The sequence below is a fragment of the Acinetobacter sp. 24-47-39 genome (assembly GCF_056783825.1).
Genome location: NZ_JBWYIP010000012.1, coordinates 51,521 through 78,098, shown reverse-complemented (window position 1 = coordinate 78,098; position 26,578 = coordinate 51,521). Strand labels below are relative to the sequence as shown.

23 protein-coding genes and 2 tRNA genes are annotated in these 26,578 nt (G+C 37.3%); 17 read left to right on the top strand and 8 right to left on the bottom strand.

Features of this window, described 5'->3' with window-relative positions; all coding sequences use genetic code 11:
- Positions 1 to 18: 18 nt before the first annotated feature.
- The 5 genes from bamJ (AC1M9C_RS11630) to AC1M9C_RS11610 all read right to left on the bottom strand — a co-directional run bounded on the left by bamJ (AC1M9C_RS11630) (position 19) and on the right by AC1M9C_RS11610 (position 5,381).
- Entirely contained in the window at positions 19 to 708 is a 690-nt protein-coding gene (gene bamJ, locus AC1M9C_RS11630) for a BamJ family beta-barrel-assembly machinery protein (protein ID WP_481953749.1), read from the bottom strand.
- A 47-nt stretch (positions 709 to 755) separates the two neighbouring features.
- Positions 756 to 1,463: a BamJ family beta-barrel-assembly machinery protein gene (bamJ, locus tag AC1M9C_RS11625; RefSeq protein ID WP_035267750.1), complete on the bottom strand. Its 708-nt coding sequence runs from the start codon at positions 1,461 to 1,463 to the stop codon at positions 756 to 758.
- A gap of 182 nt (positions 1,464 to 1,645) precedes the next feature.
- Positions 1,646 to 3,832, bottom strand: coding sequence for a polysaccharide biosynthesis tyrosine autokinase (locus tag AC1M9C_RS11620; protein ID WP_481953748.1), 2,187 nt, complete (start codon positions 3,830 to 3,832; stop codon positions 1,646 to 1,648).
- Between the two features lie 17 nt (positions 3,833 to 3,849).
- Positions 3,850 to 4,278, bottom strand: coding sequence for a low molecular weight protein-tyrosine-phosphatase (locus AC1M9C_RS11615; protein ID WP_092767959.1), 429 nt, complete (start codon positions 4,276 to 4,278; stop codon positions 3,850 to 3,852).
- A complete protein-coding gene (locus tag AC1M9C_RS11610) occupies positions 4,278 to 5,381 on the bottom strand; it encodes a polysaccharide biosynthesis/export family protein (RefSeq protein WP_481953747.1) in 1,104 nt (367 codons plus the stop codon). The genes AC1M9C_RS11615 and AC1M9C_RS11610 overlap by 1 nt, the downstream gene beginning before the upstream one ends.
- A 270-nt stretch (positions 5,382 to 5,651) precedes the next feature.
- Between AC1M9C_RS11610 and tviB the strand changes: the two genes are divergently transcribed.
- The 17 genes from tviB (at position 5,652) to galE (ending at position 24,598) form a co-directional block, all read left to right on the top strand.
- Complete coding sequence (tviB, locus tag AC1M9C_RS11605; RefSeq protein WP_481953746.1) at positions 5,652 to 6,950, top strand: Vi polysaccharide biosynthesis UDP-N-acetylglucosamine C-6 dehydrogenase TviB; 1,299 nt, start codon at positions 5,652 to 5,654, stop codon at positions 6,948 to 6,950.
- A gap of 32 nt (positions 6,951 to 6,982) precedes the next feature.
- The gene (locus AC1M9C_RS11600) at positions 6,983 to 7,927 is read left to right on the top strand and encodes a Gfo/Idh/MocA family protein (RefSeq protein ID WP_092767955.1); all 945 of its coding nucleotides are present in this window, start codon (positions 6,983 to 6,985) and stop codon (positions 7,925 to 7,927) included.
- 14 nt (positions 7,928 to 7,941) lie between these two features.
- A complete protein-coding gene (gene wbpD, locus AC1M9C_RS11595) occupies positions 7,942 to 8,523 on the top strand; it encodes a UDP-2-acetamido-3-amino-2,3-dideoxy-D-glucuronate N-acetyltransferase (protein ID WP_481953745.1) in 582 nt (193 codons plus the stop codon).
- Position 8,524: 1 nt separating this feature from the next.
- Entirely contained in the window at positions 8,525 to 9,622 is a 1,098-nt protein-coding gene (locus AC1M9C_RS11590; RefSeq protein WP_481953744.1) for a DegT/DnrJ/EryC1/StrS family aminotransferase, read from the top strand.
- The gene (locus tag AC1M9C_RS11585) at positions 9,619 to 10,845 is read left to right on the top strand and encodes an MATE family efflux transporter (protein WP_481953743.1); all 1,227 of its coding nucleotides are present in this window, start codon (positions 9,619 to 9,621) and stop codon (positions 10,843 to 10,845) included. The genes AC1M9C_RS11590 and AC1M9C_RS11585 overlap by 4 nt, the downstream gene beginning before the upstream one ends.
- Positions 10,829 to 11,371 carry a CatB-related O-acetyltransferase gene (locus AC1M9C_RS11580; RefSeq protein ID WP_481953742.1) on the top strand — a complete coding sequence of 181 codons (543 nt, stop codon included), beginning with the start codon at positions 10,829 to 10,831 and terminating at the stop codon, positions 11,369 to 11,371. Before AC1M9C_RS11585 ends, AC1M9C_RS11580 begins: the two co-directional genes overlap by 17 nt.
- A gap of 48 nt (positions 11,372 to 11,419) precedes the next feature.
- The gene (locus AC1M9C_RS11575) at positions 11,420 to 12,760 is read left to right on the top strand and encodes an O-antigen polymerase (protein ID WP_481953741.1); all 1,341 of its coding nucleotides are present in this window, start codon (positions 11,420 to 11,422) and stop codon (positions 12,758 to 12,760) included.
- Positions 12,753 to 13,952, top strand: a complete 1,200-nt coding sequence (locus tag AC1M9C_RS11570; RefSeq protein ID WP_481953740.1) for a glycosyltransferase — start codon at positions 12,753 to 12,755, stop codon at positions 13,950 to 13,952. The genes AC1M9C_RS11575 and AC1M9C_RS11570 overlap by 8 nt, the downstream gene beginning before the upstream one ends.
- A gap of 99 nt (positions 13,953 to 14,051) precedes the next feature.
- Positions 14,052 to 15,278, top strand: a complete 1,227-nt coding sequence (locus AC1M9C_RS11565) for a glycosyltransferase family 4 protein (protein ID WP_481953739.1) — start codon at positions 14,052 to 14,054, stop codon at positions 15,276 to 15,278.
- Positions 15,279 to 15,294: 16 nt separating this feature from the next.
- Entirely contained in the window at positions 15,295 to 16,239 is a 945-nt protein-coding gene (locus tag AC1M9C_RS11560) for an NAD-dependent epimerase/dehydratase family protein (RefSeq protein ID WP_481953738.1), read from the top strand.
- Between the two features lie 7 nt (positions 16,240 to 16,246).
- Positions 16,247 to 17,260, top strand: coding sequence for an MraY family glycosyltransferase (locus AC1M9C_RS11555; RefSeq protein WP_481953737.1), 1,014 nt, complete (start codon positions 16,247 to 16,249; stop codon positions 17,258 to 17,260).
- A complete protein-coding gene (locus AC1M9C_RS11550; RefSeq protein ID WP_481953736.1) occupies positions 17,253 to 17,774 on the top strand; it encodes a PglD-related sugar-binding protein in 522 nt (173 codons plus the stop codon). Before AC1M9C_RS11555 ends, AC1M9C_RS11550 begins: the two co-directional genes overlap by 8 nt.
- 64 nt (positions 17,775 to 17,838) lie before the next feature.
- Positions 17,839 to 19,713 carry a polysaccharide biosynthesis protein gene (locus AC1M9C_RS11545; protein ID WP_481953735.1) on the top strand — a complete coding sequence of 625 codons (1,875 nt, stop codon included), beginning with the start codon at positions 17,839 to 17,841 and terminating at the stop codon, positions 19,711 to 19,713.
- Positions 19,714 to 19,764: 51 nt separating this feature from the next.
- Positions 19,765 to 20,643, top strand: a complete 879-nt coding sequence (gene galU / locus AC1M9C_RS11540) for a UTP--glucose-1-phosphate uridylyltransferase GalU (protein ID WP_481953734.1) — start codon at positions 19,765 to 19,767, stop codon at positions 20,641 to 20,643.
- A gap of 13 nt (positions 20,644 to 20,656) precedes the next feature.
- Positions 20,657 to 21,913 carry a nucleotide sugar dehydrogenase gene (locus AC1M9C_RS11535; protein ID WP_481953733.1) on the top strand — a complete coding sequence of 419 codons (1,257 nt, stop codon included), beginning with the start codon at positions 20,657 to 20,659 and terminating at the stop codon, positions 21,911 to 21,913.
- Positions 21,913 to 23,586, top strand: coding sequence for a glucose-6-phosphate isomerase (pgi, locus tag AC1M9C_RS11530; protein WP_481587726.1), 1,674 nt, complete (start codon positions 21,913 to 21,915; stop codon positions 23,584 to 23,586). Before AC1M9C_RS11535 ends, pgi begins: the two co-directional genes overlap by 1 nt.
- Complete coding sequence (galE, locus tag AC1M9C_RS11525) at positions 23,579 to 24,598, top strand: UDP-glucose 4-epimerase GalE (protein ID WP_481953732.1); 1,020 nt, start codon at positions 23,579 to 23,581, stop codon at positions 24,596 to 24,598. The genes pgi and galE overlap by 8 nt, the downstream gene beginning before the upstream one ends.
- A gap of 39 nt (positions 24,599 to 24,637) precedes the next feature.
- Here the strand turns inward: galE and AC1M9C_RS11520 are convergent, their stop codons facing one another.
- The 3 genes from AC1M9C_RS11520 to AC1M9C_RS11510 all read right to left on the bottom strand — a co-directional run bounded on the left by AC1M9C_RS11520 (position 24,638) and on the right by AC1M9C_RS11510 (position 26,476).
- On the bottom strand, positions 24,638 to 26,008 hold the full coding sequence (locus AC1M9C_RS11520; RefSeq protein ID WP_481953731.1) for a phosphohexomutase domain-containing protein: 1,371 nt from the start codon (positions 26,006 to 26,008) through the stop codon (positions 24,638 to 24,640).
- A 272-nt stretch (positions 26,009 to 26,280) separates the two neighbouring features.
- Positions 26,281 to 26,356, bottom strand: a tRNA-Gly gene (locus AC1M9C_RS11515).
- Positions 26,357 to 26,403: 47 nt separating this feature from the next.
- A tRNA-Gly gene (locus tag AC1M9C_RS11510) sits at positions 26,404 to 26,476 on the bottom strand.
- Positions 26,477 to 26,578 lie beyond the last annotated feature (102 nt).

Below are 26,578 nucleotides of genomic sequence, written 5' to 3'. Positions count from 1 at the left end.
TTATAAGTCATGTGAACATTAAGGCAAAACTTTTAAAAGTTCGACATCAAAGATTAAGGTGCTGTTCGGCTCTATCGCATCGCCTGAACCGATCTCACCATAGGCCAAATCAGCAGGAATAAAGAAGCGGTATTTAGCACCTTCCTTCATGAGTTGTAAGCCTTCAGTCCAACCCGGAATGACTTGACTCACTTGGAATTCCACCGCTTGATTACGTGCGATCGAACTATCGAATACCGTCCCATTGATCAAACGCCCTTCATAATGAACTTTCACTTTAGACGTCGCTTTAGGTGTTTTGCCTTGACCTTGCTGAATCACTTGATATTGCAGCCCTGTTGGTCGTGTGACAATACCTGCTTTTTTGGCATTCTCTTGTAAAAATTGCTGCCCAGATTTTAAATTTTCTGCAGCCAATTTTTGAAATTCGATCAGCTGTTTGGATTCACTCTGCTTTTTGTATTTGGTTAAAGCCTGCGCCATTTCTTGATCGGTTAAACTCGATTTTTGACCAGTTGAGCCTTGTTTCAATCCTTCAATAAAGGCATCCAAATTAATATCTTTTAATGTATCCGCATTAGTGCGTCCCATCACATAGCCATAGCTATATCCGAGCTGATCTTTCTCAGTACTTTTATTGCTAATGTTTGCCGCAAATGAGGCAGAGCTGAGGATCAGCAGACTGCTTAATATAGAGATTTTTTTCATCATTCAAATCCAAAAAAGGAGAGCTGAGGGCTCTCCTTTTGATTAACTTATTTGACTTCGATTAATTCAACATCAAAAATGAGCGTGCTGTTTGGTGGAATCGTACCAGGAACACCCTGTTCACCATAAGCCAGATTTGATGGAATATATAAGGTTGCTTTACCGCCTTCCTTCATCAATTGTAGGCCTTCGGTCCAACCAGGGATGACCTGATTCAACGGAAATTCAATCGGTTCACCACGTTCAACCGAGCTATCAAAGACTTTGCCATCAAGTAATTTACCGGTGTAATGCACTTTAACCACGGAGTTTGCAGCAGGTTGTTTGCCTGTACCTTCTTTGCTGACGAGATACTGCAAACCAGAAGCAGTTGTTTTAACATTCGGTTTTTTTGCATTTTCAGCAAGGAAGCTATTGCTTTGTGCATTGGCAGCTTTAGAGTCTTCGACTTTCTTTTCTTCTAATTCTTTTTGTAAAGCCACATAAGCAGTTTGTAGTTCTTCATCGGTATAGGCACGTTCTTTTTTAGCATGCGCTTCACGGACACCGACAATAAACGGATCAATGGCAACTTCAGGAGGAGTTTGGCTGGCAACTTCATAACCCAGTGCATAACTGATTTTATCAATCGGTTTTGCATCAGCAGTCATGCTAGAAACTGTCGCAGATGTCGGATGTTGACTTGCATAATAAACAGGGACGAGCGCAGCACCGCCTAAAACGACAGCAACAGCGATGGGTAAAGCTTTACTCATGAGATTTCCAATTTTTTTCAATTATATGTGCGACATTCTAAAATCGCGGAACCAAAACAGCATAGCGTCAATTCACTTTCAGCGATATAGAATTTCAATGAAATCAACAAAATTTCACAAATATACAGTGTTTGATCGGCATAAAAAAAGCCTGAATAGATCAGGCTTTTATTCAACAATAATTAATCATTGTCCTTTGAGGCTTTATACGCATACGCATAGTTATAACCATAGCCATAACCTGCCGCATTACGTTGAATGTCATTTAGAATAAAGCCATTCACTTTAACACCGGCTTGTTCGAAACGATTGACTGTGATTTCGAGTTCTTTCATTTGTGTCTTCGCATAGCGAGCAATGACCAAATTCACACCTGCATATTGCGAAATGATAATACCGTCAGTCACCGCAAGTACAGGTGGCGTGTCAATGATCACATGATCAAACTGTGTTGAAAGTTGTTCAAGCAACTGTTTGAATTTTTCAGAACTCAACATCTCAGATGGATTGCTCGGACTCTTACCACGAGTGATCACACTTAAACCAGCGACTTCAGTGTCTCGAATAATATTTTGTAGAGAGTGCTGATCTGTCATGTAATCAGTCAAACCTGGCTGTGTTTCAATATTGAAATATTTGTGTAGATAACCACGACGTAAGTCAGCATCAATAATCAAAACACGTTTGTCGGCTTGCGCTAATATTGTTGCTAAATTGGTTGAAATAAATGATTTACCCACTTCAGGTGCAGGACCAGAAATCATAATCACATTATTTCGAGCTGAACTCAGCGCAAAATGAATCGCCGTGCGCATACTGCGTAAACTCTCAATCGCAATATCATCGCTATTCTTAATGGCAAGAATTGGGATTTTCTTATGCTTTTTCAGCATCTTAATGCGGCTTTCTTGCACGGGAGAACGCGGTACTGTTGCATACACTGGCAGATCCAATTCATTTTCAATTTGACTTGAGTCTTTAATGCCTGAACGCATCATATTACGTAACAGCGCCAGAAGTGTCCCGAGAAAACCACCAAGGAAGATCGACAAAATTAAAATCTGTAATTTTTTAGGTTTAATAGGTTCAATTGGTTCTACAGCAGTATCAACAATACGAACATTGCCAATTTCCCCTGCTTTCGCAATGCGAAGTTGCTGGTACGAATTAAGCAATGCTGTATATAACTGTTGCTTGACTTCAACTTCACGGAATAACTGTAGATAGCGACGTTGCAAGTCAGGGAGTTGTTTTAATGTGCCATCCAATTCATTAATTTTTTTATTGATCGCGCCAAGTTGAGCGTTCATTTGTTGCATGATTGGATGTTCATTGGTGTATTTCGCACCCGCTTCAGCGACTTTTTGCTCAAGTTCTGCTTTTTGTGTTTCTAAGGCAACACTTTGCGTAAGATACAATTCAGATTCTTTGGTGACATCAACCGTATTAAAGCCTTGACGGAATTTGTTAAATTCACGTTCGGCGACATCCAGTTGTTGTTTTAGTTCTGGGAGTTGTTCATCCAAGAATTTCAATGTTTGCGCAGTTTCTGCAGAACGACGTTCTACATTTTGCTGACTATACGCATTTAAAATCGTATTCAGGACTTTTGTAATATGTTCTTTATCTTGACCTTGATAGTTTAGCCCTAGAACACCAGTCATTTTCCCTTTTTCAGCCACTGAATAGTTAGCCAAAAGTGATTTCATCGCAGCAGGCAAAGACTGTTTGGTGATGAGATACCGGTCATTCAATTGATCTTGTGTACGAATCTCAACTTTCCATACGCCATCACGGGTAGAGCTTTGATTGAGTTGGTTTACTGAACCTTTTAGCACCACTTCTTCGGTTTTTATATCCGTCAGGGTAAATTGTTTCTCAGTAAAATTAAGTGCCAATGCACGGTCACGAAATTTCTGAGGAACATGGAAATGGGGAATCGCAAAAGATTGTTCGTCATCGTTAAAAATCACAGATTGACGTGAATAATTGGTCGAATAGTCATGTGGTGCAAACAACCGATCGAAAAATGAGTTTTGAGTACCTTCAATTTTTAAATCAAGATTCAATTGATTGATTACTGAACCGAGGACTAATCGAGATTTCAAGATTTCAATTTCTGCTTGAGCGGGTTGTTTCTGCTCAATCATACTTGAGAGATCACCCAAAAGTGCAGCTGATGTACCTTTACTTTCTTCAACTTGGACCAAAGCATCAACAGAGTAGGTATCTGGTGTTGTACGCAAGTAGAGTAGGGCACAGACCAGACTCAAAATCACACACAAGGCAATCAGTTTCCATTGTGCGATTAATGAAAAAAATAATTCTTTTAAATCAATTGTATCTTCGGTATTCGCGGTTTGACTCATAATCTTTATTCAAAATATTAAAGGTGTTTTTTCCAATCAGCGATACAATCCTGAATCAACTGACAGGTGTCATTAAAGAATGCTTGATCGTGTTGGTAAGGATCCGCAATATTTTTTTCACGCCAGTGCCCCAAGCGAAAGGTTTTTCCTTTTGCGTATGGCCATGTTTGTTCGATATGCTTCTGTTGGTTCTGGCTCATGACAAGAATCAAATCCGCATTTTTGACCAATTCAGCATTCAGTTTACGCGCCACATGATCTTGCATATTTATACCGAAATTTTGCATACATTGTAATGCTTTATCATCTGCAGGATGACCAACTAAGCCTGAAATCCCAGCAGAGTGAATTTTTCGATCAGGGTACGCATCTTTTAGGAAATACTCTGCCATGGGGCTTCGACAGATATTTCCAATACAGACCACTAAGATATTTTTAAAATTCATCAATTCCCCAAACGATCTAAATTATATAAAGCATTGGAAAAAGGAATAACCTGGTTGACCACACGTTGCCAGCGCGTTAGACCCGTTGCATCGACATAAACAATATCATTACTTTGCATTTTAAACTGATTAGCGAGACCAAAATTAGCAATACTAGACAGATCCATATGGAAGATTTCAGTCATCGGAGAGTCAGCTTGACTGCGTACTACATAAATACGGCTGCTGCTCGCAGACAATGGATTTAGCCCTAAGCTCTCCCCAATCACATCACTTAAAGTCATGCCTTGATCACGCATTGGAAGAGATTGGTTTTTACCTGACTCACCCATCACATAGATTTTTTGATTTTCGCGTGAGTTCACGTAAATCGTATCATTGGCTTGAACCAAAAGATTGTGTAGCGAAAACCCTGCTTTCTCCAGCTCAATCGAATTTAAATTATAAGTTTGACCATTTCGAACCAGACTAATCGATGTATTTGCACCGAATTGTGTATTGACACCACCGGCTAAACCAAGCGCAGTATAGATACTGGTGGGTTGGTCATTCAGGGAATATTGACCACCTTTCATGACATTGCCTTGTACCGAATAGCGTTGACCTTGATAAGACAAAACTCGAGCAATAACATCTGGGGTTTTCAAATAACGTGCAAGTAATTGACGAAGTTCTTGATTGACTTGATCTAAACTTTTGCCAGCCGCTTTATACCGTCCAATAATTGGAAATTGAATATAGCCACGAGAGTCGATTTGATAGCCGTTAGATTTAATGGCTTCTTCATTATTAATGGTATTGGTGGGCGGTGTAATTTCTGGATATGCCCATAGATAAATGGATAATACGTCACCAGCACTGAGTAGATATTGTTTTTGATTTTGTAGAAACAAATGTCCCAAATCTTGGTGAACATTGACTTGTGCAGGTTGAACAGCAAAAAGGGACTCTTGAGTGAGTTTGATGACATTGACTTGCGTGCCTAAGTCGGTCTGAAAAACACCTTCTTCTGGCAAATCATAGGTTTGCAGACCTGAAGTCACAGCGCAACCTGTAAAACTTAAGCTGAGTGCTAATAATAAACTATAGCGGTAGTAACTCACTCGAATTCCTATCATTTTTTAATTAGTAGAATATTTAAAATAGATTCAAAAATCTAAGCTGATATTTGTTGAGCTATATTATAGGAATAAACCTATAACGCCTAGCGCCAATGTGAATATAAAACCGTTTTTTGTTGCTTGATTGTGATTAAGATCATGGAGTTATGTAATTATTTTTTTCAATTGTGATCATTTTACATCAATATTTAATTTGGGATCTGTTATATTAGGCGCCGTTAAATTGATATTAAATACTATAAGGTATAACGGATGCTTAATGTATCGAACTTAAAAATAGCAGTGATTGGTTTAGGTTATGTAGGCCTGCCATTAGCAGTAGAATTTGGGAAGAAAATACCTGTTGTAGGATTTGATATTCATCATAAACGCGTTGATGAGTTAAAAAGTGGTCAAGATCACACATTGGAAGTTTCACCACAACAATTATCGGAATCAAAACAATTAAGCTTTTCAGCGGATTTAGAAGATTTAAAACAATGTAACTTTTTTATTGTGACAGTCCCAACGCCGGTGGATGAAGCAAACCGTCCTGATTTAACTCCTCTAAAAAAAGCCAGTGCGAGTTTGGGGCAGGTGATTAAAAAGGGGGATATAGTTGTCTATGAATCTACTGTTTATCCAGGAGCTACAGAGGAAGTTTGTATTCCAGTATTAGAGCAAGTGTCTGGCTTGAAATTTAACCAAGACTTCTTTGCTGGTTATAGTCCTGAACGTATTAACCCAGGCGATAAAGTAAATACGCTGACTAAAATTAAAAAGATAACCAGTGGTAGTACACCTGAAGTAGCTGAATTTGTTGATCAAGTCTATTTGTCCATTATCACAGCAGGAACACACAAAGCATCAAGCATTAAAGTAGCTGAAGCAGCGAAAGTCATCGAGAATACACAACGTGATATTAATATTGCTTTAGTGAATGAGCTCTCCGTGATATTTGATCGATTAAATATTGATACTCTAGATGTATTAGAGGCAGCAGGAAGTAAGTGGAATTTCTTACCTTTCCGTCCAGGTCTAGTCGGTGGTCACTGTATTGGTGTTGATCCATATTATTTAACACACAAAGCGGAAGAGGTAGGTTATAACCCGCAGGTGATTTTAGCGGGTCGTCGTATTAATGACGATATGTCTCGTTATGTTGCTCACTCTACGATTAAACGCATGATTCAAAATGGCATTGATGTCACTACAGCAACTGTAGGTGTATTAGGTGTAACTTTTAAAGAAAATTGTCCCGATATTCGTAATAGTAAAATTGCAGATGTTATTAATGAATTTAAACAATGGAATGTTAACGTGGTTGTTTGTGATCCTTGGGCGGATGCAGAAGAAGTTAAGCATGAATACGGTATTGAATTAGGTGTCGTTAACTCTGAAAATCAGGTGGATAGTTTGGTTGTCGCTGTGGGACACAATGAGTTTCGTCATATGACGGCTACTCAACTACGCGAATTTGTCCGTGGAGATAAGCCCGTTTTGGCAGATGTGAAAAGCTTATTTGATCGCGAGCAATTAACTGCTGAAGGCTTTACAGTATTCCGTCTCTAATATTATTTAGATGTTTGAAAGAAGTTTATAGAATGAAGAAATTTGCCCTTATAGGTGCGGCAGGATACATCGCACCACGTCACTTAAAAGCAATTAAAGAAACAGGTAACACTTTGGCTGTTGCAATGGACGTAAATGATTCAGTAGGGATTATGGATAGTCATTTCCCTGAAGCTGAATTCTTTACTGAGTTTGAAGAGTTTGAAGCTTATGTAGAGGATCAAAAGCTCAAAGGTGAAAAACTGGATTATGTTGCGATTTGTTCACCGAACTATTTACATGCGCCCCATATGAAGTATGCCTTAAAAAACGGCATCGATGTAATTTGTGAAAAACCATTGGTTCTTAATTCAGAAGATCTTAATTTATTGTCTGAATATGAAAAACAATATGGTGCTAAAGTAAATTCAATCCTTCAGTTACGTTTACACCCATCCATTATTGCTTTACGCGATAAAGTACAAGCTGCGCCAGCAGATAAAGTATTTGATGTTGATTTAACTTATCTGACTTCACGTGGTAAATGGTACTTAAAATCCTGGAAAGGTGTTGATAATAAATCAGGTGGTGTAGCAACCAATATTGGCGTGCATTTCTATGACATGCTGCATTTTATCTTTGGTAAAATTGTAAAAAATGAAGTTCATTACCGTGATGAAAAAACTGCATCAGGTTATTTAGAATATGAAAGAGCACGTGTTCGTTGGTTCTTGTCTATCGATGCAAATAATTTGCCGTCGAATGCTGTAAAAGGTGAAAAGCTAACTTACCGTAGTATTACGATTGAAAATGAAGAACTCGAGTTTTCAGGTGGCTTTACAGATTTACATACTCAGAGTTATCAACGTATTTTGGAAGGCAAGGGCTACGGTGTGGAAGAAAACCGTGCGGCAATTGAAACAGTGGAAGTCATTCGTGTTGCTCCTATTGTGGAAAATCCTGCGAATCCGCATCCATTATTAGCAAAAGTAAAATAATTCAGGGAATGATTATGAGTTTTTATCAACATGAAACAGCGATTGTTGATGAGGGTGCGCAAATAGGAAGCGATTCGCGAGTTTGGCATTTTGTTCACGTATGTGGCGGTGCTAAAATCGGTCAAGGCGTATCTTTAGGACAAAACGTATTCGTTGGCAATAAAGTCGTGATTGGCGACCATTGTAAAGTTCAAAATAATGTTTCGGTATACGATAACGTGACTTTGGAAGAAGGCGTTTTTTGTGGACCAAGTATGGTGTTTACCAATGTTTATAACCCACGCTCTTTAATTGAACGTAAAGACCAATATCGAAATACATTAGTTAAAAAAGGTGCAACACTAGGTGCAAACTGTACGATTGTTTGTGGTGTAACAATTGGTGAGTACTCGTTTGTTGGTGCTGGTGCGGTCATTAATAAAGACGTACCGGCATATGCATTGATGGTAGGTGTTCCAGCAAAACAAATTGGTTGGATGAGTGAGTTTGGTGAACAATTGGATTTACCTTTAACGGGCAATGCAGAATCTGTGTGTGCACATACAGGTGCGATATACCGTTTGTCTGGTTGCACTGTAACTAAAGAACAGGCATAAAATGATTGAATTTATTGATTTAAAAGCTCAGCAAGCTCGTTTAAAAGATAAGATTGAAGCGGGTATTCAAAATGTTTTAACCCATGGTCAATATATTCTTGGACCAGAGGTTGCAGCGTTAGAAGAAAAACTTGCTGCTTATGTAGGTGCAAAATACTGTATTACATGTGCAAATGGAACCGATGCCTTGCAAATTGCCCAAATGGCGTTTGGTATCGGTCCAGGTGATGAAGTGATTACGCCCGGTTTTACCTATATTGCAACCGCTGAAACAGTTGCAATATTGGGTGCGACTCCCGTATATGTCGATGTCAATCCAAATACATATAATTTGGATGTTGAACAATTAGAGGCAGCGATTACACCACGTACTAAGGCGATTATTCCTGTTAGTCTATATGGTCAATGCGCTGATTTTGATGCAATCAATGTAATTGCTGCGAAATATAATATTCCTGTTATTGAAGATGCTGCGCAAAGCTTTGGTGCAACCTATAAAGGTCGTAAAAGTTGTAACTTAACTACTGTGGCTTGTACAAGTTTCTTCCCAAGTAAGCCTTTAGGTTGCTATGGGGATGGTGGTGCGATCTTTACTAATGATGATGAGCTCGCAAAAGTGATTCGTCAAATTGCACGTCATGGTCAAGACCGTCGTTATCATCACATTCGTGTTGGAGTGAATAGCCGTTTAGATACTTTGCAAGCTGCGATTCTATTACCAAAATTAGAGATTTTGGATGAGGAAAGACAAGCTCGTCAATTTATTGCTGAAACATATAATATGTTGTTTAATGAAGCAGGTATTGAAACTACGCCATTTATTGAGTCATATAATCAAAGTGCTTGGGCACAATATACCATTCAAGTTGAAAACCGTGATGCTGTACAAGAGAAGTTGAAAGAGTTGGGTATCCCCACAGCAGTACATTATCCAATTCCATTGAATAAACAGCCTGCTGTTGCCAACAGAGATGTTTATTTACCAGTTGGAGATGTACTTTCTGAAAAAGTCATTAGTTTACCTATGAATCCCCAAGCAATTCAAATTATAAAAAGTAGTGATGTGCTACAATATTTGGCTAAATCGAAGCATTTATGATTAGGAAAATTGGTTTTTCATTAATAATTCAAACGTTCGGAACCTTAAGCTCTTTGTTTTTGGTATGGTTAATTACCAATAAACATGGTATTGAGCTACAAGGTCAGTTCGTTTTAATTAAATCATGGATTGACTTAGCTGTTGTGGCAGCCTGTTTTGGTTTGCCTCAAAGTTTTATTTATGGTGTTAATCAACTAAATATTTCATTAGAACAACTGGAAAAATTTACATTAAGATATATATTTTTTATTTGCTTTATTTGCTTTATAGCAACTTATACTTGGTTTGAGTATATTCAAAAACAGGAATTTTTAAACATTTGGAGTTATTTTTTTATAGCTGTTAGTGTTTCATGCCTAACTGGCTATAATTTGATGAGGGGGTTATTTTTAACCATTAATGATGGTAATAAGTTTGCATATGTAACTATTGCACCAGCAATAACATTATTTTTGATTTTTGTAATATATTCTTTTTTTTACCGAGATAATATTAATTTCCCTTTAATATATATATTTTCCACACTATTAGCATTTGTTTTTGTAGCAATTAATTTGAAGAAAAATGAAAAAAAAACAGATTCTTTAATTTTTAGGAGGATTCCATGGTCTAAGTTGGTGGATAATGGATTCAGTGTTTTTATTCAATCGTTGGCTAGTACATTACTTCCTTTGGGAATATATTGGTTGATGAGTACATATGGTTTTAGTAAAGGAGAAGTAGGTTTATTTAGTATAGCTTTATATATATATATATTATTTACCTTGCCATTAAATATGGTTGCTCCTCTGTTTTTTAATAAGTGGTCAAGAGTCAGCGATATTGATTTGATTAAAAAAGAATTATTTAAATTTTTTAAGATAAGTTTTTTTCTAATTCCTGTTGTATTAGTATGTTATTGGTTTTTACCTAAAATACTACCTGCTATATTTGGTGATCAGATTGGTGGGGTTATAATGCCTACTAAAATACTTCTTTCTGCAATCATTGCTTTGTATTTAAATAACTTATTGACTTGTTTTTTAATGTCGCAAGGTTACTTTAGAAGTATATCAATAATTTATGTGCTTAAAACATTATCTTGTTTGTGTATTGTTGGCTTGTTAATGTTTTTTGAATACAAAACATTAAATTCTATAGCATTTTCATTAGTTGTAGTCGAGTACATAATATTATTGATATTTTGTTTTATTTCGTGGAGAAAGTGTGCGACTATTCAATAATATTTTTTTGTTATTTTCTTTAAAATTACTTTATATTTGTGGTTTTATTAAAGCTTCATGTCTAGGGGTGAAATTAGGTAAAGGTGCAAAGATACATCCTAAAGCGGAATTAAGAGGTGTCAAATTTATTGGTAATGCTCAAATTGCAAGTAGTGTACATATGGGTAAAGGAAGTTATATAAACTCTGGAATTATATCTAATGCACTAGTAGGTAAATATGTGTCTATTGCATACAATGTGCTAATAGGGCCAACGGAGCATAATATAAATTTACCTTCTATGTCTCCGTATTCACCTAAGTTAAAGGAATTATCTTTATCATCAGATTTGCCTGTTAGAAAGGTTATTATTGAAGATGAAGTCTGGATAGGTGCAAATACTGTTATATTACAAGGAGTGACTATAGGATATGGAGCGGTCATTGCAGCTGGGGCTGTAGTGACAAAAAATGTTCCTTCGATGGAGATTTGGGGGGGAGTTCCAGCTAGAAAAATTAAAAATAGAGTAATTGATCTAACTGAATAGTCCTTAATATTTAGCATTCTCTGTATCTCTCTATAAGTTAAAATTAATATGATAGCATTTACATATTTTATTTTTTTAATATCTATTTTAAGTATATTTTTGATAGATAAATTAATAGTCAATAGAAAATGGCATGATCCTTTATATGTTTTTCTATTGTTGATAGTTTTGTATGTATCACCACTTACATTGCGGTATATATATGATTTACCTATTGAAGGTAATGTGACTCAATATTTTTACGATTTGAAAAATATTTATCCATATTCATTAATAGTTACGACAATTTGTGTTGTGCTTTTTTATAGTTCTTATAGATTAACTTCATCTAGCATACTTGCCAATATAATTAAAAAAAAGACAAATTCAATTGAGAACAAGGTTCTTAATTTTTCATTTTCAGGTTATTTTTTGCTCTCGTTAGGCATGATTTTATTTTTTGTATTATCTATTCCTTACGGAGGGCCTTTGAGTGTTCTTTTGCTGGGATATGGTGTAACTGAGATATTTTCTGTAAACCCTTTGTTAGCTTCTTCTCTTTCTATAATTAGCACATCTTCTATAATGTTTCTTTGTGCTTATGTTAAAAGCAAGCAAAAAAAAGATCTTATTATTTCTATTTTTATCATTGTAAGTACTATTTTGGTACAAATTATATTAGCACGTCGCTCAGAAATTGCGGTGTGGGCTTTAACTTATATAATTTTTTACTCGGTTTTGATTAGACATATTTCTTTAAAAAAAGTATTACCAATAATATTATTAGGATTTATTTTTTTAAATATTTTGGGTTTCGCAAGACAGGCGAATTATGAGTCTATTGAAACGTTTACATCTAGTTTTAGTCAGCAATATGATAATTTAGAAAATGATAAATCAGGTATGTTTTATACTTTGACGACTGGGCAGTTTGTCATACCATACGAGACAGTACCTATGCTTATGGAGAAATTACCATATTCAGAAATGAAATATGGTATGACTTTATTTGATATATTTTTGCAATGGGTGCCTAGAGCAATATGGAGTGACAAGGGTTATGGTAATGGGGTGTGGTATTATCGTACATATTATGATCCAAGTGCATTACCTAACGAAGGAAGACAATTCTTTTTCTTGGCTGAGGGCTATCTTAATTTCGGTTTGGCTGGAATTTTTCTTTGGTCAATTTTATGGGGGTGGTTTTGGAAAAACATTAGTCTATTTATAAGATTTCAAGCTCATGTTTCTATATTTGGAGCTTATTTGTATGGGTCTTATACAGCTAGTATGATTACTTTAATTGCTAGTGACTCCGTTGGAATTTTTGTAGCATTTTTTAAAACTAAACTTATATGGTTTTTTATAGGCTATTGTATTGCATATTTTGGAAGGAAAAAACATGGTTAAAAAAATATTATTTTTAACTTCTTCATACCCGTTTGGTAAAGGAGAAAGTTTTATTAATCCTGAGTTAAATAGTTTTTCAAAATATGCAAAAGTAATTGTTATCCCAACTTATCCTAGAGGGGAGCTGAAAATAGATAAATTATTGGCTAATAATTTAGAGTATTGGAGTTTACAATTATTGAGCTTTAGATATATATTACCATTTGTTTTTTTTCTTATTTCAAATCCTCACGTTTTTTTTAAACTCATATTTAGTTGTATAGATAAGTCTGTATTTAAAACATTAAGAAATTTTTTATTAATTCCAAAGTCCATATATATATATTATCAAATTAGAAAAAAAAATATTGATTTTATATATGCTCATTGGTTGTCAGCACCGACTCAGCTTGCCCTTCTATTACACTTAATGACTAATATTCCTTTTGGTGCAACAGGCCATCGTTGGGATCTTATAGATGCAAACAATTTTGATGTGAAATTTAAGTATGCGGATTTTATCAGGCTAATTTCACGTAAGTCTACAGATTTTATTAACAAAGATATTGTGGAAAAGTATAACAGAAAAATAAAAAATATATATTTAGGATTATCTCTACCTATTTTTTGCGAAAGAAAAATAGATTATAGTGATAACGTAAGAATATTGTGTATTGGTAACCTTATTCCAGTAAAAGGCCATAAATATTTAATTGAAACAATTAGTATTTTACATAAAAAAGGATATAAAGTTTATTTGGACTTAATAGGTTCAGGTGATTTAGAAGAGCAATTAAAAAATCAAATAATATCTTTGCAACTTCAAAGTTATATTAATTTATTAGGAGGTTTACCTTACTCTGAAGTTCAAAATAAATTAAAGATAGAGGGGTATAATCTCTACTGTCAACCTAGTGTTGATTTGGGTAATGGTTGTCATGAAGGCATACCTGTTTCATTAATGGAGGCTATGAGCTTTGGTATTCCTTGTATCGCCACTGATACAGGTTCGATATCTGAATTAATCCAAAATGATGAAACAGGTTTGTTGGTTGAAGATAAAAATTCTATTGCGTTAGCAGATGCAATACTAAGGTTGTTAATGGATCCTAAACTTACAGATACTATTATTGTTAATGCTTTTAAAAAATTATCAACTGATTTTAATCAGGAGCTTAGTAATCAAAAATTATCTAGTTTGATGAATTTGTAATTAAATTATGTTGTTATAATTCTCATTTCCATAGTTAGTAATTTTTTTATCATTTTAAATTATATAGTTGAGATAATTTTTAAAAAGGCATTTGAAAATATGATTCAGAAAAGTACTTTTTGGATAATTAACCAATACGCTTCCACTCCTGGAACAGGAATGGGGGGGCGTCATTATTATTTAGCAGAAGAGCTAGCTAAACAAGGCCATCAAGTTTTTTTAATTGCGAGTAGTTCTAGCCATTTACTTCGTAAACCACCATTGTTTCAAGATGATTTTAAAATTGAAAAAATTTCTGAAAATATGCAGTTTGTTTGGGTTAAATTGCCTGAATATACTGAGGCACATAGCAAACAACGTGTTTTTAATTGGTTTATTTTTTCAAATAAAATTAGACAGCTTCGAACGGTTATTCAAGACAAACCTGATTTAATTTTATTTTCATCACCTTCACCTATAGGGTATCTTGGTTCAAAATGGCTCGCCAATTTTTATAAATCAAAATATTGTTTTGAAGTAAGGGATATTTGGCCTTTAACATTGTTAGAATTAGGTGGATATTCAAAAAAACATCCTTTCATTCGTTTGATGCAATGGATTGAAGATCGTGCATATCAAAAATCCGATTTTGTAATTTCTAATTTATTTAATGCTGTTGAACATATGCAGTGCAGAGGAATGGAGAAGGGGAAATTTCATTGGATTCCGAACGGATTCTCACTAGATGAAGTAGCCAATCCAGAGCCTTTAGATGTTGAAATTAAAGCATTATTACCTAATGATAAATTTATTGTTGGTTATACTGGGACGATTGGTGTTGCAAATGCAATTGATACTCTAATAGATGCTGCGGTTTTTAGTCGCTACGATGAAAATATTCATTATGTTTTAGTTGGTGGTGGGAAAGAGAAACAAAACATGCAAGAAAGAGTGTCGAGTTTAGGCTTAACCAATATCACGTTTATTGATCCTATCCCTAAAAAACAAATTCAATCAATGTTGGCTCTTTTTGATGCATGTTATATTGGTTGGCATAAAAATTCACTTTATCGTTTTGGTATAGCACCAAATAAATTGCCTGAATATCTATATTCTGGGCGTCCAATTATTCATGCTTTTTCTGGTAAAGGTGATCCAGTGATGTTGGCTAAAGCAGGTCTAACGGTTGAGGCTGAAAATCCACAAGCAATTTTTTCATCTATATGCTTCATTAAAAATATGACTCAAGTTGAAAGAGATCAAATGGGGATGAATGGTCATCGTTATGCAACTGAAAATTTACAATATAAAAAATTATCTAGCAAAATTTTAGAATTAATTAAATAGTGTAAGCAGAGAAAATATGAGAGTTTTAGTAACAGGTGCCTCTGGTTTTGTAGGGCAAACATTAATACAAGAACTACATCAGAATAGAAGCTTAGAGTTAATCGTCTTATCAAGAAAAGCGGTAAAGACACTACCTAGTGATGTCCGTCAATTAATTGGTGATGATATTTTTTCAATACAGTGGTCTGAAGATATTGATGTTATTATACATTTAGCAGGTCGTGCGCATATTTTAAATGAAAAAGTGACAGATCCATTGAGCGAATTTCGTAAGGTGAATGTAGAAGGTACTTTGCAATTAGCACGTCAGGCTTTAGATAAAAAAGTAAAACGCTTCATATTTATGAGTTCAATTGGTGTGAATGGTTCTGTGACGCTGCAGGAACCATTTACAGAAGATGCTTTACCACAACCTCATGCAGATTATGCGGTTTCTAAACTAGAAGCTGATCAAGAACTTAAAAAGCTATTTGCTGGTACAGATACAGAGCTCGTTATTATTCGCCCACCTTTAGTTTATGCTGCTGATGCACCAGGTAACTTTGCCCGGTTACTCAAATTGGTTACAAGCAATTTACCTTTACCTTTTGCTGGCACAAAAAATAAACGCAGCTTTATCGCGCTTGAAAATTTGGTAGACTTTATTCCAATCTGTATTGAACATCCGAATGCAGCCAATCAAACATTTCTAGTAGCAGATCAAACACGTATTTCAACACGTGAACTAGTCCAATACTTAAAGCAAGGCATGGGGAAACCCGCACGTTTTATTTATATTCCGCAACCACTTATGAAACTAGGCGCAGCATGTGTTGGGAAATCCAAACTCTACGAGCAGTTATTTGAATCACTAGAGGTCGATACTGCAAAAGCTCAGAAGTTGTTAGGATGGAAAGCCCCTCTGACTACCCAACAAGCCATGCTACAAGCTGGCCGAAACTACTTAAAAATGAAAGAGTAATTAACGTATGTCAATTTTTGCATTGATGATGGTATTTTTTGTACTGACATTATTATTCACAGGTTATATGCGTCATTATGCTCTTAAGAAAAATATTATAGATAATCCTAATGAACGTAGCTCCCACAGTGTACCCACGCCGCGCGGTGGTGGGGTTGCGGTGGTATGTAGTTATTTACTGGCACTCGTAGTGTTAATTTATAGCCAACAAGTGACAGTACATTTGGGCTTAACCCTGATGGCTGCAGGGTTTGTTATCGCTTTACTGGGCTTTCTCGATGACCATGGGCATATCAACTCCATGCTACGTTTAGCAATCCATTTTTTAGTCGCAATTGGTGTTGTGATCAGCTTAGGTGGCTTTGCTGAAGTGACTGTTTTTAATGGTCTAGAACTTGGCTTTATCGCCAATATTATTGCGGTATTATTTTTGGTGTGGTTGCTCAATCTATATAACTTTATGGATGGTATTAATGGTATTGCGAGTATTGAAGCAATCTCAACCACATTAAGTATGGCAATTATATACTATGTTCTTAGCCCATCTTTAAATACTGATATTCTTTTATTACTCGCAGTATCTGTATTTGGCTTTTTATTATGGAATTTTCCCAAAGCTAAGATTTTTATGGGGGATGCATGTAGCGGCTTTTTAGGGCTAACTTTGGGTATTTTGGCCCTTATTGCTTTAAAAGAAAATATAGCTCTGTTTTGTGCATGGATTATTTGCCTGGGTGTTTTTATTGTAGATGCAACATATACACTTGTTAAACGTGTATTGAGTGGCTACAAAATGTATGATGCACATCGAAGTCATGGCTATCAAATTTTATCACGCAAATGGGGAAGTCATACGCCAGTGACCATAAGTGTTGTGTTTATTAATATCTTATGGCTATTCCCAATCGCTTACTTCACAGTTCAAGAATATTTTGTTATGCCTGAACTGGGTGTTTTAATTGCTTATTTACCTTTGGTACTCATAGCAGTTTTCCTAAAAGCAGGGAATCCTAATGCCTGAGCAAAATACAACTTTACCTGAATTACTCATTCTAGGTGCTGGTGGTTATGGTCAAGTATTGGCTGAAGTCGCACAATTGTTAAATCAGTGGTCTAATATCTATTTTGTGGATGATCAATGGCCGAACAAGAGGGTAATCAATGGAATTAAAATTGTTTCGAATATTGTGGGTTTAAAAGAATGGATTGAAAATAAGTATGTTGAGGGCATTGCTGCTGTAGGAAATAATGAAATTAGACGTCAATGGCATGAAATTCTTATAGCGCACGATATACCTTTGGCTACTATCATACATCCAAGCGCAATTATCAGCCCGAGTGTAAAAATTGGAAAGGGAGTTTCAATTATGGCGGGTTGTATATTAAGCTCCAATGTGATTATTAAAAATGGTGTCTTATTAAATTTAGGTGTACTTCTCGACCATGATGTTGTGGTCAGTGAATATGCACATTTAAGTGTTGGCGTTAAATGCGCTGGGGGAGAATTAATTGAAGAGAATGCGATTTTGAAGTAATACATTCATATATTCAAATCATTCATCAATTAATGCATGACGATCAATATGAAAGAAGGTTTATGTGAAAAATTTAATTATAAGCTTGGCAGCGAGTTCTAGAGCATTAAAACAAATATTTTTAGTGGCTTTAGATTTGTTTATTTTTCCTATTCTGATTTGGCTGTGTTACGCCATTCGCCAGTTTGATTTAGGCGTAGAAGTTGTGCCGAATCTGGCTTTTGGATCTCTTTGGGTATCTTTAATTGCAGTCAGTGCGTTAGGCTTAGCACGAATCTATAGTTTTATCGTAAGAGCCTTTAACGAAGCCTTCATTTTTCAGTTGGGTTTAGCGACAACACTCACTGTTTTAGCACTATACGCTTTAGCTTATTTTACTCATGCATTTATTCCGACCTCAATTCCGTTGATGTTTGGATTTATGATGTTTGCATGGATTTGGCTCAGTCGAGGGATCATTAGAGCCCTGGTCAAATATGTATTACATGCTGATATTCCACGAAAAAGAATTGCGATTTATGGGGCTGGTTTTGCGGGTCAACAAGTCGCAGCTATGCTGAACAATTCTGATGAGCATTTACCTGTGCTTTTTTTAGATGATGATGTCACACTTGCCGCAAAAAATATTGGTGGATTAAAAGTCTATCATGCAGCGGATGCACAAAAAGTGCTGAATAAGCATCAAGTGAATGAAATTTTGATTGCTTTGCCTTCGGTGGGTCGTCAACGTAAAACAGAAATTATAAAAAATTTAGAACCCGCACATTTAAAAATTACTGAAATTCCAGGACTTACAAAGCTTGTTGATGGTGAAATACGACTGTCTGATATTCAAGAAGTCGATATTATTGACTTGCTCGGTCGTGATCCTGTACCTCCTGTGAGCCATTTGCTCTCAAAAAATATCACCAGCAAAATTGTGATGGTTACTGGTGCGGGTGGATCGATTGGGTCTGAGCTATGTCGTCAAATTATCAAGAACCAACCTAAGCTGTTGGTGTTATACGAACTGACAGAGTTTGCGCTGTATAGCATCGATAAAGAATTACGTCAAAAAACAGAGTTAACCATTATTCCGATTCTCGGTACGGTTCTAGATCAACAAAAACTCGAGCGTGTCATCGCACAATATCAAGTACAAACTGTTTATCATGCAGCAGCTTACAAACATGTCCCTTTGGTGGAATGTAACCCGATTGCAGGTGTAAAAAATAATGCAGTCGGTACGGCCTTTAGTTTAAATGCCGCTGTACGAAATCAAGTGGAAACATTTGTCCTAATTTCAACGGATAAAGCGGTTCGTCCTACCAATGTCATGGGGGCTACTAAGCGTATGGCGGAGCTCTATTGTCAAGCGATGGCAGAGGCTCAAGATCATACTCAGGTGAGTATTGTGCGTTTTGGAAACGTGCTCGGCTCATCGGGTTCAGTGGTTCCGCTTTTCAAGCAACAGATTGCGAAGGGTGGTCCAATTACAGTGACCCATCCTGACGTCACGCGATACTTTATGACCATTCCAGAAGCTTCTCAGTTGGTGATTCAAGCCGGTGCTTTAGGTGAGGGTGGAGACGTATTCTTGTTGGATATGGGAGAGCCAGTCCGTATTCAAGATTTGGCGCGACAAATGATTTCACTCAGTGGATTAACGGTTCGTGAAGAAGGATCACAAACAGGTGATATTGCGATTCAGTATTCAGGTTTACGTCCGGGTGAAAAGTTATATGAGGAATTGCTAATCGATCAAGAGGATACATTGATTACCGAGCATAGTCGGATTCTAAGATCGTTTGAAAAATCGTATCCTTTAGACGAAATTTTACCCGTATTTGACCGTTTCTATGATTTAACCGCAACACATGAAGATGTTGATTGGGTGTTAACTCAACTAGAATACTATGTAGATGGATATCAACGCGGTGCCGAAATTCGCGTTAACTAAAATAATTGCAAATTGACATTTGCAATTATCAAAATTTTGAAGAGTTGTATTATGTCAATTAAGAAAGCAGTTTTGCCTGTAGCAGGTCTTGGGACACGTTTTTTACCTGCGAGCAAATCGATTCCTAAAGAAATGGTCACTGTGGTTGATCGTCCTGCGATTGAATATGTGGTCAAAGAAGCGATTGCTGCGGGCATTGAACAAATTATTTTAGTCACACACGCTTCAAAAGCATCGATTGAAAATTATTTTGATCGTAGTTTTGAGCTGGAAACCACCTTAGAACAAAAAAAGAAATTTGATTTACTCAAAGAAATTACCGAAATTTTGCCCGCGCATGTGAGCGTGATCAGTGTGCGTCAGCCACAACCCTTAGGTTTAGGGCATGCCGTACTCTGTGCAAAAGATGTGGTAGGTGATGATGATTTTGCCGTACTTCTGCCTGATGTTTTAGTCAAAGATTCGTCAGCGACTAATGACTTGAGCCTAATGATCCAGCGATATAATGAATCACAAGCATCACAAATTATGGTTGAAGCTGTCCCTGACCAGATGGTCGATCAATATGGGATTGTGGATGTGGCTGAGTCACCGCTTGAGGGACAAAGTATCCAAATGCAAGGGATTGTAGAAAAACCTGCAGTGGGTACAGCACCATCGAACTTATCTGTGGTAGGCCGTTATATTTTGCCTGCAAAAATCATGCAATTGCTTGAGCAAACACCAAAAGGGGCGGGCAATGAAATCCAACTCACCGATGCAATCGCGATGCTTCAACAAACAGACGTGGTAGAAGCCTATCGTATGAAAGGTCAAACCTTTGACTGTGGAAGTAAGCTGGGTTATTTAAAAGCGGTATTGCATTACGGTATGGATCACCCAAGTTTAGGCGAAGCTTTTAAAGTCATGATTAAAGATTTAAAAATTTAAAACGAGCATCGCTATGAATATTGCAGTATTTGGTCAAACCTTGTATGCAGGGGTGATGGCAGCATTGTTGGCTGAATACGGCCATCAAGTCTTCTGGTGTGAGCTTTTAAAAAAACCAGCATCTGAACAGGTGTATGCTCAAGATCAATCTGTACAACAGCTGCTTGAGAAATTACATCAGACTGGTGCAATAAAATACTGCACATTTGCAGCGATTCCCCTTGATGTGGATGCCTATTTTTTTAGTTTTAATCCGACCGAGCAATTGCAAGGCATTGAAATACTCAAAGCCCTCAAACAACGCACAATCAGTCATCCTAAATTAATGATTAATGCATCCACATTAGGTTTACATGGAACCCAAAAGTTTGCTGAACTATTGCCTGAAGATGATTGGGTTTATGTACCAGATGTGATCCAAGAGGGTAATGCATTACGTAGCCTGACGCAAACCTCACAACTGGTCGTTGGTTGTGAGAGTGAGCGTGCTAAGCGTGTATTACAAGAGTTATTACGACCGCTTTTTCCACGTGAGCAACAATATTTATTTATGCCGGTTTTAGATGCGGAATTTACCAAGTTAAGCGTATCTGGCATGCTGGCGACCAGAATCAGTTATATCAATGATTTAGCTGTTGTGGCTGAGAAATTGGGGATTGATATTGAGCATGTGCGCCAAGGCTTAGCGGCAGATAGTCGCATTGGTCCTTCTTATTTATATCCAGGTGCAGGGTTTGGTGGGGAAAATTTCTCGCATGATGTACAAACCTTGGCGAGTACTGTTTCTGGTAGTGGGGCTAAGAGTCAGCTCTTAGCACAAGTCTGGGAGATTAACGAACAACAAAAGGAAATCCTCTTTCGAAAATTATGGAATCATTTTCAGGGGGATCTGAAAGACAAAGTCGTGACGATTTGGGGGGCTTCTTTTAAAGAAAATACGGCTCGTATTCAACAATCCCCGATTCATGCCATGTTAAAAGCTTTATGGGCACAAGGGGTGATCGTGAAACTTCATGATCCACAAGCCTTGAGTGAAATTGAAAAGGTATATGGTCAGCGCGATGATTTAATTTATTGCCAAGATCAATATGAAGCAGTAGATGATGCGCATGCGCTTTGTATCCTCACAGCGTGGAAACAGTATTGGTGTCCAAACTATCAAATCCTTAAGAAAATCATGCAACATGCTTTAATTTTAGATGGTCGTAATATTTTAAATCCCGAATATGTGAAGTCGCAGGGCTTTGCTTATAAAGGAGTAGGGCGTTAATGGAACAGCCAAATCAGGAATGTAATTCAGTCGCTGTTGAACAAGCGCTTTCTAATCTCGAGCTTTTAAAAAAACAAATTGCACGTCAACATTTACGTGATTTTTTTCAGCAAGATTCTAATCGCTTTCAAAATTGTGCGATTCATTTCGAGCCACTCATTTTTGATTATAGTAAGCAGCGTGTTGATCGATCTGTGCTGGATGCCTTGGTCAATCTAGCTCAAAGCTGTGACTTATCGGGTTGGATTAAGCGCTTATTTTCTGAAGAGCGAATCAACTACACAGAAAGTCGAGCAGCCATGCATTGGGCATTACGTTTGCCGCAAGATCATGCTGAGCATTCACAGATCGCCAATCAAGTGCATCTGCAACTTGATCGTATGTATGCTTTGGTTGAGAAGATACATATGGGGCAGTATCGTGGTGCATCAGGTGAAGTGATTCAAGATGTTGTCAATATTGGGGTGGGTGGATCAGACCTAGGTCCATTGATGGTCAGCCATGCGCTCTCGGATTTTAAACAAACCACTCAAAAGCCATTGAATGTGCATTTTGTGTCGACTATGGATGGAAGTCAGTTGTCTGACTTGCTGCATAAACTGCGTCCTGAAACCACGCTGTTTATTATTTCTTCCAAGTCATTTGGCACCATTGATACTTTATCCAATGCGCAAACGGCGCGCTTGTGGCTCGAAAAAGCATTGGGTGAAGAGCTTGCTATTCTAAAACACCATTTTATTGGGGTGTCAACCAAGCCTGAGAAAATGACCGAATGGGGAATTTCCCCTGAAAACCAGCTGTTGCTTTGGGATTGGGTGGGTGGTCGTTATTCACTGTGGTCATGTATTGGATTACCAATCGCATTAAGTATTGGCGTAGAGGGGTTCAAGCAACTGCTCGCAGGGGCCTATGCGATTGACCAACATTTTCAAAGCACCGCCTTTTCACATAATATTCCGGTGTTGATGGGATTGCTAGGAGTGTGGAATAGTAACTTTCTAGCAACGAAAACCCATGCAGTTTTACCCTACGATGGACGACTTAAATATTTTGCTGCGTATTTGCAACAATTGGAAATGGAGTCCAATGGTAAATCTGTACAACGCAATGGTGAGAAGACTACGTTAGATACCTGCCCGATTGTATGGGGTGAAGTCGGCCCCAATGCGCAACATGCTTTTTATCAGTTACTGCATCAGGGCACACAAGCGGTCAGCAGTGATTTTATAGCACCCATCAAACGTTATAATGGTGACCAATATACCTATGTGGATAATGCCGAGGCGCTTAAGCAACAGCATTATCTCGCATTATCCAATTGTTTGGCGCAGTCACGATTATTAGCCTTTGGCAATGATGCTTTAAATCCTCAAGAGCTTGAGGATTTACCGCTCTATAAACAATATGAAGGTAATCAGCCCAGCACGACAATATTGATGGATGAGCTCAATCCTTATAGTTTGGGTATGTTGATTGCTTTGTATGAGCATAAAGTGTTTGTGCAATCTGTCATTTGGAATATTAATCCTTTTGATCAATGGGGTGTTGAAAAAGGCAAGGAGATTGCCAATCAACTATTGCCGATTTTAAGTGGAGAACAAACAGATGTATCGAATCTTGATGCGTCGACACAAGGTTTAATTCAGATCTTAATGGGAAAAGACAATGTCTAAAGTTTTAGTGACGGGTGGTGCAGGATATATTGGTTCGCATACCTGTGTTGAATTGTTAAATGCAGGATATGAAGTTGTTGTTCTTGATAATTTATCGAATAGCTCACCGGAATCTTTGAATCGAGTTCAAGCTTTAACGTCTAAATCTTTAGAATTTATCGAGGGTGATATTCTTGATCAAGCCATTTTAGATCAAATTTTCCAAAATCATCAGATTGACGCCGTGATTCATTTCGCAGGCTTGAAAGCGGTAGGTGAAAGTCAGCAAATCCCATTGAAGTATTTCGAGAATAATATTTCTGGCTCGATTAGCTTAGTCAAAGCGATGGAACGCGCCAATGTTTTTAATTTAGTCTTTAGCTCTTCTGCAACGGTGTATGACGAAGCCAATGTATCGCCACTGAATGAAGAGATGCCGACAGGCATGCCAAGTAATAACTATGGTTATACTAAACTCATTGTTGAGCAGTTATTGCAGAAACTCGCACAAGCCGATGCGCGTTGGTCGATTGCTTTACTGCGTTATTTCAACCCTGTCGGTGCGCACAAAAGTGGTCAAATTGGTGAAGATCCACAAGGCATTCCAAACAACTTAATGCCTTATGTGACTCAAGTGGCTGTGGGTCGTCGTGAAAAACTATCAATTTTTGGTAATGATTACGATACCGTCGATGGCACGGGTGTGCGTGACTATATCCATGTGGTGGATTTGGCGAATGCCCATTTATGTGCACTAGAAAATCGTTTAAATGCACAAGGCTGTCGTGCTTGGAATATTGGGACAGGCAATGGCTGTTCGGTGCTGCAAATTAAAAATACCTTTGAAAAAGTGAATGGTATTGAGATTCCTTTCGAATTTTCACCGCGTCGTGCAGGGGATGTCGCAACATCATTTGCAGATAATGCGCGTGCAGTTGCTGAATTGGGTTGGACGCCAAAATTAAATTTGGAAGATATGTTGGCAGATAGTTGGAATTGGCAAAAACAAAATCCAAATGGCTATCGTGAATAAAAAAATGGAGCGTTACAACGCTCCATTTTTTATGCGGTTTTAAGCCTGAATGAGTTGAGTGAGCTCATCGATATAAGCTTGCATCGGCTTTGGATTTTTGTCTTTACGGCTTTCAATATTTAAACGGAGTAAAGGCTCTGTATTTGAAGCACGTACATTTAAACGCCAAGCACCAAAATCTAAACTGACGCCATCCGTTTCATCAATTTTGGGTTTTTGGTCAGCAAAATGATCAAAGATGTTTTGAATGGTTTCTTTTGTGTCCGCAACTTTAAAGTTAATCTCGCCAGAACAAGGGAACTTTTCAATCATTTCCTCAACCAGAGCAGAGAGAGGTTTTGCCGTTTCAGAGACAACTGAGATTGCTAATAACCATGGAATCATGCCACTGTCGCAATAGGCAAAATCACGGAAGTAGTGGTGTGCTGACATTTCACCGCCATACACTGCATTGTGTTCACGCATTTTATCTTTAATGAAGGAATGGCCAGATTTCGATTGCACAGCTTCGCCTTGATATTGTTCAACGATATCGAAGGTATTCCACACCAAGCGCGGATCATGCACAATTTTTTCACCTTTTTGTTTCAGTAAAAAGGCTTGTGCCAAGAGACCGACGATGTAATACCCTTCAATAAATTGACCTTTTTCATCAAAAAGGAAACAACGATCAAAGTCACCATCCCAAGCGATGCCCATGTCAGCATGATGTTGCAGTACAGCATTGGAGGTACTTGCACGGTTTTCGACTAAGATGGGGTTGGGAATACCATTTGGGAAGTTGCCATCTGCTTCATGGTGAATTTTGATGAATTCAACTGGAATATTCAGGGTTTTAAATTTTTCTTCGATCGCATCGATCACATGACCTGCAGCACCATTCCCCGCATTGACCACGAGTTTTAAAGGTTTGATTTTTGTAGGGTCAATATAGGTCATCAAATGATCAATAAATTCGGGCAAGATATTATAATGCTGAGTTGTACCTTTGATTTCGACTTCTTTAAACTGATTTTTTTCAGCAAGAAGTTGGATATCATTTAAACCCGAGTCTGCACCAATCGGACGAGCATTTTCGCGTACAAGCTTCATGCCGTTATAGTCCATTGGGTTATGGCTGGCTGTTATTTCGATCCCGCCTTGCACATCAAGATGGAATGCACCGAAATAAACTTCCTCAGTCCCCGTCATGCCTAAATCTAAAACATCAACGCCGGCATCATTTAGACCACGAATGGTAGCTTGTTTTAGGTCTTCACTGGTTAAGCGAACATCACATCCAACCACTACTTTTTGAGGTTGATAAATTTCGCCATAAGCACGTCCAACACGGTATGCGATATCTTCATTGAGTTCTGTGCCCAATTTTCCGCGGATATCATAGGCTTTGAAACAGGTTAATTTTTCCATGTTAAGGTTCTAATCTATTGAGCAAATTGAATACGAAAATTATAGCGATTTTGATCTAAGTACGGCATGGGTTGAGATGAAAAATTACATTTAAATTCAGTAAATTAATTTACGTTATGATGCTTATTGTTGGTTGTAAATCAAGCAGCGCTCATAAGTGGATGAATTTTTTTGGAAAAAATGTAGTGAAACTTTATTGGATGTAAAAAATTGAATATATAAAAATTTAATAATAAAAAAGCCCTGATTAATATCAGGGCTTTTTTTGAATCTGGAGCGGGAAAGGAGACTCGAACTCCCGACCCCAACCTTGGCAAGGTTATGCTCTACCAACTGAGCTATTCCCGCGGAGTCTATCAATTTTTTAAATGAAAAAACTGAATGAAAAAATTTTGAGCGGGAAAGGAGACTCGAACTCCCGACCCCAACCTTGGCAAGGTTATGCTCTACCAACTGAGCTATTCCCGCATGCCGTGTATAATACAGCATGAAAAATCAGGGTCAACAACTTTATAAAAAAATATCGTGTGATTGAATAAAATTAAAGCATTTCAATGTATTTCGCTTAAT

Bases quoted from the DNA above. Each gene is read 5' to 3' on its own strand.
- AC1M9C_RS11585 (WP_481953743.1), top strand. From the start codon at position 9,619: ATGATTAGGAAAATTGGTTTTTCATTAATAATTCAAACGTTCGGAACC.
- galE (WP_481953732.1), top strand. From the start codon at position 23,579: ATGTCTAAAGTTTTAGTGACGGGTGGTGCAGGATATATTGGTTCGCAT.
- AC1M9C_RS11620 (WP_481953748.1), bottom strand. From the start codon at position 3,832: ATGAGTCAAACCGCGAATACCGAAGATACAATTGATTTAAAAGAATTA.
- bamJ (WP_035267750.1), bottom strand. From the start codon at position 1,463: ATGAGTAAAGCTTTACCCATCGCTGTTGCTGTCGTTTTAGGCGGTGCT.
- AC1M9C_RS11615 (WP_092767959.1), bottom strand. From the start codon at position 4,278: ATGAATTTTAAAAATATCTTAGTGGTCTGTATTGGAAATATCTGTCGA.
- AC1M9C_RS11550 (WP_481953736.1), top strand. From the start codon at position 17,253: ATGCCTGAGCAAAATACAACTTTACCTGAATTACTCATTCTAGGTGCT.
- AC1M9C_RS11575 (WP_481953741.1), top strand. From the start codon at position 11,420: ATGATAGCATTTACATATTTTATTTTTTTAATATCTATTTTAAGTATA.
- AC1M9C_RS11570 (WP_481953740.1), top strand. From the start codon at position 12,753: ATGGTTAAAAAAATATTATTTTTAACTTCTTCATACCCGTTTGGTAAA.
- AC1M9C_RS11520 (WP_481953731.1), bottom strand. From the start codon at position 26,008: ATGGAAAAATTAACCTGTTTCAAAGCCTATGATATCCGCGGAAAATTG.
- AC1M9C_RS11565 (WP_481953739.1), top strand. From the start codon at position 14,052: ATGATTCAGAAAAGTACTTTTTGGATAATTAACCAATACGCTTCCACT.
- bamJ (WP_481953749.1), bottom strand. From the start codon at position 708: ATGAAAAAAATCTCTATATTAAGCAGTCTGCTGATCCTCAGCTCTGCC.
- AC1M9C_RS11590 (WP_481953744.1), top strand. From the start codon at position 8,525: ATGATTGAATTTATTGATTTAAAAGCTCAGCAAGCTCGTTTAAAAGAT.
- galU (WP_481953734.1), top strand. From the start codon at position 19,765: ATGTCAATTAAGAAAGCAGTTTTGCCTGTAGCAGGTCTTGGGACACGT.
- AC1M9C_RS11560 (WP_481953738.1), top strand. From the start codon at position 15,295: ATGAGAGTTTTAGTAACAGGTGCCTCTGGTTTTGTAGGGCAAACATTA.
- AC1M9C_RS11600 (WP_092767955.1), top strand. From the start codon at position 6,983: ATGAAGAAATTTGCCCTTATAGGTGCGGCAGGATACATCGCACCACGT.
- AC1M9C_RS11535 (WP_481953733.1), top strand. From the start codon at position 20,657: ATGAATATTGCAGTATTTGGTCAAACCTTGTATGCAGGGGTGATGGCA.
- wbpD (WP_481953745.1), top strand. From the start codon at position 7,942: ATGAGTTTTTATCAACATGAAACAGCGATTGTTGATGAGGGTGCGCAA.
- tviB (WP_481953746.1), top strand. From the start codon at position 5,652: ATGCTTAATGTATCGAACTTAAAAATAGCAGTGATTGGTTTAGGTTAT.
- AC1M9C_RS11555 (WP_481953737.1), top strand. From the start codon at position 16,247: ATGTCAATTTTTGCATTGATGATGGTATTTTTTGTACTGACATTATTA.
- pgi (WP_481587726.1), top strand. From the start codon at position 21,913: ATGGAACAGCCAAATCAGGAATGTAATTCAGTCGCTGTTGAACAAGCG.